This window comes from Microcoleus sp. OTE_8_concoct_300, from assembly GCF_031383065.1.
In the GTDB taxonomy this organism is placed as follows: Bacteria; Cyanobacteriota; Cyanobacteriia; order Cyanobacteriales; family Microcoleaceae; genus Microcoleus.
Genome location: NZ_JANMZH010000480.1, coordinates 1 through 11,995, shown reverse-complemented (window position 1 = coordinate 11,995; position 11,995 = coordinate 1). Strand labels below are relative to the sequence as shown.

General features: G+C 50.0%; 7 protein-coding genes. 6 read left to right on the top strand and 1 reads right to left on the bottom strand.

Translation table 11 applies throughout. The annotated features are described in order from the left end of the window. Positions 1-388: 388 nt before the first annotated feature. Complete coding sequence (locus ACUVJL_RS21635; RefSeq protein WP_445247714.1) at positions 389-652, bottom strand: hypothetical protein; 264 nt, start codon at positions 650-652, stop codon at positions 389-391. Positions 653-963: 311 nt separating this feature from the next. Here ACUVJL_RS21635 and ACUVJL_RS21630 point away from each other — a divergent pair, with 311 nt between their 5' ends. From ACUVJL_RS21630 to ACUVJL_RS21605, 6 genes are all read left to right on the top strand, one after another. Beyond that, a complete protein-coding gene (locus ACUVJL_RS21630) occupies positions 964-2,913 on the top strand; it encodes an FAD-dependent oxidoreductase (RefSeq protein ID WP_445247713.1) in 1,950 nt (649 codons plus the stop codon). A 339-nt stretch (positions 2,914-3,252) separates the two neighbouring features. After that, positions 3,253-3,900 (top strand): class I SAM-dependent methyltransferase, encoded by a 648-nt coding sequence (locus ACUVJL_RS21625; RefSeq protein WP_445247712.1) that lies wholly within the window; start codon positions 3,253-3,255, stop codon positions 3,898-3,900. Beyond that, entirely contained in the window at positions 3,900-4,970 is a 1,071-nt protein-coding gene (locus ACUVJL_RS21620; RefSeq protein ID WP_445247711.1) for an aromatic ring-hydroxylating dioxygenase subunit alpha, read from the top strand. Before ACUVJL_RS21625 ends, ACUVJL_RS21620 begins: the two co-directional genes overlap by 1 nt. Before the next feature lie 708 nt (positions 4,971-5,678). Next, positions 5,679-6,869 carry a TIGR03032 family protein gene (locus tag ACUVJL_RS21615; protein ID WP_445247710.1) on the top strand — a complete coding sequence of 397 codons (1,191 nt, stop codon included), beginning with the start codon at positions 5,679-5,681 and terminating at the stop codon, positions 6,867-6,869. Positions 6,870-6,945: 76 nt separating this feature from the next. Then, a complete protein-coding gene (locus ACUVJL_RS21610; RefSeq protein ID WP_445247709.1) occupies positions 6,946-9,144 on the top strand; it encodes an Ig-like domain-containing protein in 2,199 nt (732 codons plus the stop codon). 175 nt (positions 9,145-9,319) lie between these two features. Continuing rightward, complete coding sequence (locus ACUVJL_RS21605; RefSeq protein WP_445247708.1) at positions 9,320-11,569, top strand: beta strand repeat-containing protein; 2,250 nt, start codon at positions 9,320-9,322, stop codon at positions 11,567-11,569. Positions 11,570-11,995: the final 426 nt, after the last annotated feature.

Here is an 11,995-nt window from a genome sequence, read left to right as displayed (position 1 = left end):
TTTAATTAATTAACTTCCACTTTTTTGTGGGTGGGGCGACCCCCCCGTCAAAAATGGCGGGGCGGGACGCCCATCTCACAATAATAATTAAAATTGTAAGTTATTTAATTCGCGATCCTAAATACTTCTCGGCTTTCCCGTTCTAAAGCACTGTCATCGGTATATTCCCCAAATTCCCGTCTCGTACAAATACTAATGTTTCAATTTGAGGGTTTTTCTTGAGTTCGGGTTCTCGAGGATTTGTGAATTTTAAAAAGCACCAGTCAGCCGCAATACATCGCCTAAAATTCTTAAGCCAGATGCGGCGATTTCACTGTTGGGTAAATTTTAACTAATTGCTTTTTCGGCCGGATATATTGGGTTGTTAATTAAGTTGAAACAATCAAAGTCAGCCCGCTCTAAAATTGGGAGAAAAGTATTGCAAGCTTGGCGGTAAAGTCCGGCGGATTATAGATTTGGGGCGGCGAAAAGTTGGCGGCGGAATATTTCTGTTTTGCCATTGATTTGAGTGGCGGCAAAATTCGCGAAGACAGGTACTTGCACGCAGCACGAAAATGCTGTTAACGCTACCAATAAACACCAAATTTTCCCGTTTTTCATATTGATATATGTTAATTCTGGCACCGACGCCATCGGCGGTTAAAAACTCCAAAATTTATTGTACTTTTCCTGATTTATTATCCAATTGTGACCTAAATCACCCACAGTCCTAAGTGATATGTAAATGTAATTAATTATTTAGATAATTTTACAGTATGCGGTCGATCGCTTCTTCCTTCTCTCGCGACGATAACTAAACCCTTCTTCCTTCTGCTATAGATTGTGTGCGATCGAACCGTGCCTAGTGCGATCGCGATCCGACTGGGGAATGTGTCTTAGTATTTCTTCACATATCGTGATTTCGGTCTATGATATATGCCTTATGGCGTATTTGTGTTTAAAGCCCGTTACCGCGTACCGCTGATGAGTCAATCAACCAATTCACCGCTATCTCAACCAGTTTCTCGACGCACCGCCCTCAAATTCCTCGGAGTCGGTGCCGGCGGGCTGCTGGGCTACTCTCGATTTTCCAAGCCAGAGCCCGCCGTTTTTGTGCAAGATTCTCTTGACTTGCCGCGAATGCTGAATAACCGCAAAACCGTTGCAGTTGTAGGGGCAGGTTTGGCAGGGCTCGCCTGTGCTTACGAGCTCAGTCAGCGGGGTTTCGCCGTGACGCTGCTGGACAAATCGCCCCTACTCGGCGGTAAAATTGCTAGTTGGCCGATACAAGTCGGCAACGAAACTTTTATGATGGAACACGGTTTCCACGGTTTTTTTCCGCAATACTACAACCTCAAAAGTGTGGTTGAAGAACTAGAAATTACCGATAACTTTGTATCTTTAGAATCCTACGCCGTTGTGTTTCGAGAGGGCAAATACAAACCAGAAGTTTTTCGTCCCAACCATTCAGCTTTTCCCTGGAATATAGTTGACTTGGGGATATCTTCTCCCAACCGGCTCAAGTGGGGAATCAATCTTACAAAACCCGCTCACTGGCAAGTATTTCGGGAAATCGGCGGTTTTCAGACTAAAAAAAGTTTCGATCGCCTCGACAATATATCAGTTGCCGACTGGGTAAAAGGTGAATTTCCGCGCGGGCTTTATGACTTGTATTTTCTGCCTTTTGCCAAGTCCAGCCTCAACGCTCCCGACGAATTGAGCGCGGGAGAATTAATGCAATTTTTCCACTTTTACTTTTTCGGAAATCCCGAGGGTTTGGCCTTCAACGGTACGCGGCAAGATATGGGCACGAGTTTGGTGCAGCCTATTGCCAAAGCCATTGAAAGCAAAGGCGGTAAAGTATTGACAGATGTCGCAGTCAGTGAAATTCGCTGGGAAAACGGTCAGATTGATTCTCTGAGTTACCAGTCGGGAGAGGTGCAAAGTAAAATACCTTTTTGGGTGAAGCGAAACGCGCTGTTAACTGACAGCAACTCTACCGAGTATTTCGGCGCTGGAGACAGCGTATTTGCCGCCGCACCGTCGGGAAAAGAGGCAATTTCTCTGAGCTGCACTCACCAAGGCTGCACAGTTCAGAAACAGAACGACGGTCAATTTCACTGTCCTTGTCACGGGGCAGTTTTTGATGCAGAAGGGCGAGTTGTCAGCGGGCCAGCTCAGCGGGATTTGCCTCGATTTAAGGTAGTCGATCAAAAAGCAGATGAGGTACAGTTTGCCGCAGCAGTTAACCAATCGCCGTCGCCAAATTTGGGAGAAACATTGAAGGCTGATTACTATGTTTTTGCGGCAGATGTTCCGGGGATGCAGCATTTGTTTAGTTTGAGCCGCGGTGAGGTGAATCCGCAGGTGCAGGGCCGGATCGAGAGCTTGAAAATAGCCGATCCGTTTGCGGTGGGCCGCTTTTGGTTCGATCGCGAATTTCCCTGGGAACACAGCAATTTCACTTCGCTTTCCGGCTACAAACTGACTGACAGCATTACGCTTTACCACAAAATTCAGGATCAGTTCATCGAGTGGAATCAGGAAACTGGCGGTAGTGTAGTGGAACTGCACGCTTATTGTTACAAGGAGAAGGAATTTCCCAACCAGCAAGTTTTGCTGGCGACTTTTGAGCAAGAATTGTACGAAATTGTACCGGAATTAAAAGAGGCAAATCTGCTGCACCGGGAATTGGTAAATCAAAAGAATTTTTCGGGATATCCGCCCGGTAGTTATGCAGAAAGACCAGAAACTTGCTGCGCTGTTCCCAATCTTTTGTTTGCGGGAGATTGGGTAAAAATGCCGTTTCCTTGCGGTTTAATGGAAAGGGCAGTGAGCAGCGGTTTGTTGGCAGCTAATGCTATTTTATATCAGGAGGGTTTGCAGAGGCGATCGCTCTTGACGGTGAATCCCGAAGGCGTGTTAAAAATCTAAGGTTTGTAGCGGGGCGGGTTTTATAAACCCTCAATTATCGGCTGCTATTCTCGGTAAAACCCGCCCCCAGCCATAGCATTTTAAATTTTAGATTAAAGAATGAAGAATTGTGAAGGACTGATGACCTAAGAGTTTGGAGCACGGGCCTACAGTTTCATTGTTTTTTTAAGATGAGTTACGGTTTGCGGGCGTGGTTTCGCTGAGGAGAAAAGGCACAGCTTGCCACCCAAAAAAATATCTGCGTTGAGGGGGGTGGATATGCGGTTAAAATATTATTGAATGAGTATAAAGCAATAATAGATGCTGAAGAGTAACTGCAAAAATCGCAATAAATCTGTAATGTTTGATGCTTTTGCAACAGAATACGATTTCGCCGCCAGCTTGCAAAGCCAGAACGATTTCTTTACTAAAAACCTATCAGCTAGCAAAGGTGCAGCATTAGATATTGGCTGCGGTTCGGGAATTCTTGCTTTTGAATTAGCCCAATATTACGATAATGTAGTCGCCGTCGATTTATCAGCAAAAATGCTGGCTATCGCCAGTCAAAAACGCTCAGCCCCCAATATCGAGTACCTCCAAATGGATGCGAGTGAATTAGCGATCGATCGCCAATTTGATTTAATAGTTAGTGCTGGCACTTTTCACCAACTGCCCAACCTCCCCGCCGCCCTCTCAGAACTTAAAAAATTGTTAAAGCCGCAAGGAAAAATCGTCTTTTTAGATAATATATCGGAAGGCGAAACACCTGCTACAATATGCTACATAGTAGGTGCAGTGAGAGATTTTATTCCCGACTGTTCCACCTACGGAGTTCGCAAGGCTTTAAGATTATTAAGATTTAGACTTTCGCCAAGCTGGTTGAAATATTTAGCTAGCAGCAGGTATTTGTCAGAACGGCAATTTAAAAAAAATTACAGTCGTTGCTTTCCCGGCTGTTATTTTGTAAAATTGGATGGTTTTATGGGCGTAATTTGGGAATATTTGTAATGCAAAACAACGCGATAAAATCGATATCTGCAAGGGAACAAAAAACTCACATCCGCCAGTTGGGCATTAATCTCGATCGGTGGTATGCAATCGCCTGCAGCAGCGAGGTGCAAACTGGGCCCGTCGCTGCGAAAATCTGGAATCGGGCGATCGTACTTTTCCGCGACAGTGCAGGCAAAATCAACGCTTTAGAAGATAGATGCCCGCACCGGCAAGTTAAACTCAGCCACGGCCAAGTTAAAGGCGATTTAATCGAATGTGCTTACCACGGATGGCGGTTAAATGCCAGGGGAGAATGCGCCGAAGTCGATTATTTAGCAGAAAATCAAAAGCTACCTAACTGCAAAATTCGCTCCTATCCAGTCAAGGAACAAAACGGTTTTATCTGGCTGTTTCCCGGCGAGGAAACGCAAGCCGAAAAAACTCATTTACTGGATTTGCCAGAGTGGGAACATCTCAATTATATTGCCACAGTTTCAGTCATCGACTGTCAGGCACACTATTCATTTTTAATTGAAAACTTGATGGATATGTACCACGGACACTTGCATGATGATTGGCAAGCTTGGGCAAATCCGGTGTTAGATACTTTAGAAGAAAACGAGCATCAAGTAACTGCTCGCTATCAGGCACAAAGTTATTACAAAATAGATAAAATTTGGTCAATTTCTCAGTTATTTTTTAAGTCTCTGCGCCGACTGCACCCGGAACCGCTGGAGGTGAGTTATGTTTACCCGCACTGGGTTTCAACTTTGGGGAGCGACTTTAAGATTTACTGCTTGGTTTGTCCGGTGAGCGAGACAGCAACTCGTGCTTATTTAATTCACTTTACCTCATTAAATGCGTTTTGGCGGCTGCACAAATTGCCTGTTTGGTTTCGCAGGTTTATCAAAGATAGTTGTTTCGGTGCTGCTAAAAAGTTATTAGATGGTTTGGTGCGGCAGGATGTGTTAATGATTGAAGAAGAACAGCAGGCTTTTTTGCAGAATTCAGAAAGAAAAAGTTATGAATTAAATCGAGCTTTAGCCAGCGTGCAAAAGTTGATCAGAAGTCAGGCAGAAAATGGGTAATTCAGGATCAGATTGAAACCTGCGGCGGGACGAATGAAACCAGCCTGCCGTACCTCAGACAATAGACGTCTTGCAAAAATAATTAGGACGGGCAAGATGCCCATCCCACAAGAAAAAATAACTCTTGTGGGATGGGCACTTGCCCGTCCCATCAATTGAGGAAAAGGATTTTTGCAAGAGGTCTAATGGAAAACCGCCAGAAAACACAGTAGGAGGCTATATGGCTTTTTTCATACCAGGGCGATCGATCCAGCGATCGTCTCGCTACCCTACCTCTGGCACCACTACATCTCAAACCCGTAAACTCCTCAAGTTTTGTGAATTGACAGATTTACTCTTTTATTAACTCAGTGAATTTGTTCAGGTGAACTCGTGAAAAACAGATGAAGTTTTATATATTTACATTTTGCTTGGAGTGCGATCGGATAGACTTTTTGTAGTGAGGCGATAAATAATACTATTAGCCGATCGCAAGATTGAATTAATCAATTGATAGGCGACTTGTTTTGAGGGTATCCCCCTAGCCGCCCCAAGTTCACCTCGGCTTGTGAAAGAAAGCAGAGATCGAGCTTAAGACCGAATTCAAGAGGCAATCGAGGTCACGGGGGGACTCAATGAGTCAGTCCAAAGCATTCCTGAAGATAGGATCGCTAATTTAGGCGGCTCATCAGGTGACTCCATCAACCACGTACACATAGAGATTGAACTATGTCATTAATGCCAAATAGCGATCGCACTCCACAATCTACTGCAGCTTCCTCTAGTAATTTCCCACAGGCAGTAGGTACAACCGCCACACCCGCTTTTGAAATCAACACCTCTCGGCAGTTCACTCCCTGGTTAGCTTCACAAAATCTCAGTTTAGTTTTCACCACCTATCAGGCGGGGAAGGTCTTTTTCATTGGATTGCGACAAAACGGGCAACTGTCGGTATTTGAACGGACATTTGAACGGTGTATGGGATTGTATGCCCACAACAGCAGCCTGTATATGAGTTCGCTGTATCAACTGTGGCGGCTTGAAAATGCCCTAGAACCGGGACAAATAGCGGATGGTTACGATGCCGTTTATGTACCGCAAGTGGGGTATATCACGGGAGATTTAGATATTCATGATGTAGTGCTGGTGGAACCCCCCCAGCCCCCCAAGCTTCGGGGGGACCAACAAGTAGAACCACAAGTTCCCTCCCTTAATAACGGGGAGTTAGGGGGGGTAGTCTTCGTCAATACCCTATTTAGCTGCCTTGCCACAATTAGTGAAACGAAAAGCTTTGTCCCCTTCTGGAAACCGCCGTTTATTTCCAAATTAGCTGCAGAAGACCGATGCCATCTCAATGGTTTGGCGATGCGAGACGGTCAACCCCGTTACGTCACGGCAGTGAGTCAGTCGGATGTGGCGGATGGCTGGCGGGATAAACGCAAAGATGGCGGCTGCGTGGTGGATATTAGCACCAATCAGGCGATCGGCACAGGCTTATCGATGCCTCACTCACCGCGTTGGTACAACGATAAACTGTGGTTGCTCAATTCAGGTCGTGGGGAATTTGGTTATCTAGACCTGGAACGGGGAGTATTTGAAGCGGTAGCCTTTTGTCCGGGATATCTGCGGGGTTTGAGTTTCTGCGGGGATTTTGCTGTGGTGGGGATATCCAAACCCAGGCACAACAAGACGTTTTCCGGTTTGGCCTTGGATGAGCAGTTGCAGGCAAAACAGGCCCAAGCCCGATGTGGACTGCTGGTGATTGACCTCAGAAGTGGGGATATCGTCCACTCGTTACGCATTGAAGGAGTTGTAGAGGAATTATACGACGTGCAAGTTTTGCCCGGAGTGCGGCAACCGATGGCGATTGGGTTGAAAACTGACGAAATTCGCCGCGTGATCTCGATCGGCGGCGGCTAAAGCAAGAAAACCGACTTCTGGAAAGAAGTCGGGATGTGAAAACTTTCAACTAACCTAACAAGGAAGAACTAACACTATGTTTGAACCAACCTTCAACCTCTATGACCTCGACGGCAGCAACGGCTTTGCCATTAACGGCATCGCGGCGTTTGACGACTCAGGCTACTCGGTCAGCAGCGCCGGGGACGTCAACGGCGATGGCTTTGATGACCTGATTATCGGGGCACCCACTGCCAAACCCAACGGCATCGGTTTGGCAGGGCAGAGTTATGTAGTGTTTGGCAGCAACAGTGGCTTTGGTGCGGGCCTGGACCTGTCCACGCTCAACGGCAGCAACGGCTTTGCGATTAACGGCATCGCGTCCTATGACTACTCAGGCATCTCGGTCAGCAGCGCCGGGGACGTCAACGGCGATGGCTTTGATGACCTGATTATCGGGGCACGCGGTGCCTCCCCCAACGGCATCCTTGGTGCAGGGCAAAGTTATGTGGTGTTTGGCAGCAACAGTGGCTTTGGTGCGGGTCTCAACCTGTCCACGCTCAACGGCAGCAACGGCTTTGCGATTAACGGCATCGCGGCCTTGGACTTCTCAGGCTTCTCGGTCAGCAGCGCCGGGGACGTCAACGGCGATGGCTTTGATGACCTGATTATCGGGGCACCAAGTGCCTCCCGCAACGGCGTCTTCTTTGCAGGGCAAAGTTATGTAGTGTTTGGTAGCAACAGTGGCTTTGGTGCGGGCCTGGACCTGTCCACGCTCAACGGCAGCAACGGCTTTGCGATTAACGGCATCGGGGCGAATAACAACTTAGGCAAGTCGGTCAGCAGCGCCGGGGACGTCAACGGCGATGGCTTTGATGACCTGATTATCGGGGGGGCACGCTTTGCCTCCCCCAACGGCATCAATGCTGCAGGGCAAAGTTATGTAGTGTTTGGCAGCAACAGTGGCTTTGGTGCCAGTTTCAACCTGTCAACCCTCGACGGCAGCAACGGCTTTGCGATTAACGGCATCGCGGCGGGTGACGAATCAGGCTGGTCGGTCAGCAGCGCTTCGGACGTCAACGGCGATGGCTTTGATGACCTGATTATCGGGGCAACCAGGGCCGACCCCAACGGCATCCGCGAGGCAGGGCAAAGTTATGTAGTATTTGGCAGCAACAGTGGCTTTGGTGCCAGTTTCAACCTGTCAACCCTGGACGGCAGCAACGGCTTTGCGATTAACGGTATCGACACGAATGACCAATCAGGCTTCTCGGTCAGCAGCGCTTCGGACGTCAACGGCGATGGCTTTGATGACCTGATTATCGGGGCAAGGGATGCCGACCCCAACGGCATCAGTTCTGCAGGGCAAAGTTATGTGGTGTTTGGCAGCAACAGTGGCTTTGGTGCCAGTTTCAACCTGTCAACCCTCGACGGCAGCAACGGCTTTGCGATTAACGGCATCGCGGCGAGGGACAGCTCAGGCATATCGGTCAGCAGCGCCGGGGACGTCAACGGCGATGGCTTTGATGACCTGATTATCGGGGCAAGGGGTGCCTCCCCCAACGGCATCATTTATGCAGGGCAAAGTTATGTGCTGTTTGGTCAGGGAACGACTCCCACCAATCAACCCCCCGTGGCTAACACCGACAGCGCTACCACGGCTCAAAATACTGCCGTCACCCTGGAGGCTTCAACTCTGTTAGCCAACGACACCGATGCCAATGGCGATAGCCTCAGCCTGACGGGGGTCAGTAATCCTGTCAATGGCAGCGTTACCTTCTCTAATGGCAATGTCATCTTCACCCCCAGCACTAACTTCACGGGTAACGCCAGCTTTGATTACAGCATCAGCGATGGCAAGGGCGGCACTAGCAGCGCTCTTGTCAGTGTCGCCGTCGGTGGTACTCAAATCGGTGGCAGCGGCAACGACACTCTCACGGGTACAGAAGGGAACGACTCGCTCAACGGCGGCTGGGGTAACGACATCCTCATCGGTAATGCCGGAAACGACACCTTGATTGGCGGCAATGGCAGTGACACCTTGACGGGTGGACCCGGTACCGACACCTTAACCGGTGGCAACGGCTCTGATGTCTTCGTGTTTGCCGCCATCGACGGCATCGATACGATTACTGACTTCAATTTGGAGAGCGACAAAATCGGTCTGACTGAGGGTTTAACGTTTGGGAATCTGTCGTTCTCGGGGAATGAGATTCTTATTGGTAGTGACGTTTTAGCCGTCCTGACTGGGGTGAATACTAATACTCTGACTGCCTCGAATTTCGTCACGGTTTAGAGAGTCTGTGAAGGCTCAGTAGGGGCTCGAGTGCTGCAACCGATCGCGATCGGGTTGAAAACTGACGAAATTCGCCGCGTGATCTCGATCGGCGGCTAAAGCAAGAAAACCGACTTCTGGAAAGAAGTCGGGATGTGAAAACTTTCAACTAACCTAACAAGGAAGAACTAACACTATGTTTGAACCAACCTTCAACCTGTCAGACCTCAACGGCAGCAACGGCTTTGCGATTAACGGCATCGTGGCGAATGACGACTCAGGCAGGTCGGTCAGCAGCGCCGGGGACGTCAACGGCGATGGCTTTGATGACCTGATTATCGGGGCAAACCGTGCCGACCCCAACGGCATCTACAGTGCAGGGCAAAGTTATGTAGTATTTGGCAGCAACAGTGGCTTTGGTGCGGGCCTCAACCTGTCCACGCTCAACGGCAGCAACGGCTTTGCCCTTAACGGCATCGCGGACTCTGACTTCTCAGGCTTGTCGGTCAGCAGCGCCGGGGACGTCAACGGCGATGGCTTTGATGACCTGATTATCGGGGCAAGAAATGCCGACCCCAACAGCATCAGTGCTGCAGGGCAAAGTTATGTGGTGTTTGGCAGCAACAGTGGCTTTGGTGGCAGCCTGGACCTGTCAACCCTCGACGGCAGCAACGGCTTTGCCCTTAACGGCATCGCGGACTCTGACTTCTCAGGCTTGTCGGTCAGCAGCGCCGGGGACGTCAACGGCGATGGCTTTGATGACCTGATTATCGGGGCAACCGGGGCCGACCCCAACGGCATCAACCGTGCAGGGCAAAGTTATGTAGTGTTTGGCAGCAACAGTGGCTTTGGTGCGGGCCTCAACCTGTCCGCGCTCAACGGCAGCAACGGCTTTGCCCTTAACGGCATCGCGGCGTATGACTACTCAGGCTCGTCGGTCAGCAGCGCTTCGGACGTCAACGGCGATGGCTTTGATGACCTGATTATCGGGGCAAACCGTGCCGACCCCAACGGCATCACCAATGCAGGGCAAAGTTATGTGGTGTTTGGCAGCAACAGTGGCTTTGGTGCGGGCCTGGACCTGTCAACCCTCGACGGCAGCAACGGCTTTGCGATTAACGGCATCGCGGCGTCTGACTCCTCAGGCTTCTCGGTCAGCAGCGCTTCGGACGTCAACGGCGATGGCTTTGATGACCTGATTATCGGGGCACAGGGTGCCTCCCCCAACGGCATCAGTGTTGCAGGGCAAAGTTATGTGGTGTTTGGCAGCAACAGTGGGTTTGGTGCGGACCTCAACCTGTCCGCGCTCAACGGCAGCAACGGCTTTGCGATTAACGGCATCGCGGCGTATGACCGATCAGGCTTCTCGGTCAGCAGCGCCGGGGACGTCAACGGCGATGGCTTTGATGACCTGATTATCGGGGCATTTGGTGCCGACCCCAACGGCATCCGTTATGCAGGGCAAAGTTATGTGGTGTTTGGCAGCAACAGTGGGTTTGGTGCGGGCCTCAGCCTGTCCACGCTCAACGGCAGCAACGGCTTTGCGATTAACGGCATCGCGGCCTTTGACGAATCAGGCTGGTCGGTCAGCAGCGCCGGGGACGTCAACGGCGATGGCTTTGATGACCTGATTATCGGGGCATTAGGTGCCTCCCCCAACGGCATCAACCGTGCAGGGCAAAGTTATGTGCTGTTTGGTCAGGGAACGACTCCCACCAATCAACCCCCCGTGGCTAACACCGACAGCGCTACCACGGCTCAAAATACTGCCGTCACCCTGGAGGCTTCTACTCTGTTAGCCAACGACACCGATCCCAATGGCGATCGCCTCAGCCTGACGGAGGTCAGTAATGCTGTCAATGGCAGCGTTACCTTCTCTAATGGCAATGTCATCTTCACCCCCAGCACTAACTTCACGGGTAACGCCAGTTTTAATTACAGCATCAGCGATGGCTTTGGCGGCACCAGCAGCGCTCTTGTCAGTGTCGCCGTCGGCGGTACTCAAATTGGTGGCAGCGGCAACGACACTCTCACGGGTACAGAAGGGAACGACATCCTCATCGGCGGCAGGGGTAACGACAGCCTCATCGGTAATGCCGGAAACGACACCTTGATTGGCGGCAATGGTAAGGACTTTCTAGTCGGGAGTGCGGGCAACGACTTACTCGATGGCGGCAATGGCGATGACACCTTGACGGGTGGACCCGGTACCGACACCTTGACCGATGGCAACGGCCAGGATATCTTCGTGTTTGCCTCCGGCGAGGGCATCGATACGATTACTGACTTCAATTTGGGTACCGACAAAATCGGTCTGACTGAGGGTTTAACGTTTGGGAATCTGTCGTTCTCGGGGAATGAGATTCTTATGGGTAGTGACGTTTTAGCCGTCCTGACTGGGGTGAATACTAATACTATGACTGCCTCGAATTTCGTGGAAGTCTAGAAGGGCGCACCGGCTGAGTGATCCTCGTCAGCAGCGCTTGTGGCTGACGAGTCCCCGCGCTACTTTTTGCCTCGACAAAAGAGTCGCTCGATTCAAGGCAAAACATCTCTCATGAAACGCTCAAATCCCGCTACGAATCAAACTTTGTGAAAGTGAGATGAAATCAAGGCAGCTCAGGCGAACCCAGAGCTTGCCTTTTCCTCGGATAGGCTGCCTTAAACCTAATACCGGAATTGCCGGAATTAAGCCTTTTTAACAATCGATTCTCCTCGATATATACCTAGTGGCGATCGCGCCCTTGAGAAGAGGGCAGAGCATCTCAAAACACGTCCACTAATATAACCAAAGTGCATCAAATGACAACTCAATTCAATCCATCAGCCGTGCATCAAAATAACGCTTGACAATGCACCGATGCTGCAATTT

Bases quoted from the DNA above. Each gene is read 5' to 3' on its own strand.
- ACUVJL_RS21605 (WP_445247708.1), top strand. From the start codon at position 9,320: ATGTTTGAACCAACCTTCAACCTGTCAGACCTCAACGGCAGCAACGGC.
- ACUVJL_RS21615 (WP_445247710.1), top strand. From the start codon at position 5,679: ATGTCATTAATGCCAAATAGCGATCGCACTCCACAATCTACTGCAGCT.
- ACUVJL_RS21625 (WP_445247712.1), top strand. From the start codon at position 3,253: ATGTTTGATGCTTTTGCAACAGAATACGATTTCGCCGCCAGCTTGCAA.
- ACUVJL_RS21630 (WP_445247713.1), top strand. From the start codon at position 964: ATGAGTCAATCAACCAATTCACCGCTATCTCAACCAGTTTCTCGACGC.
- ACUVJL_RS21610 (WP_445247709.1), top strand. From the start codon at position 6,946: ATGTTTGAACCAACCTTCAACCTCTATGACCTCGACGGCAGCAACGGC.
- ACUVJL_RS21620 (WP_445247711.1), top strand. From the start codon at position 3,900: ATGCAAAACAACGCGATAAAATCGATATCTGCAAGGGAACAAAAAACT.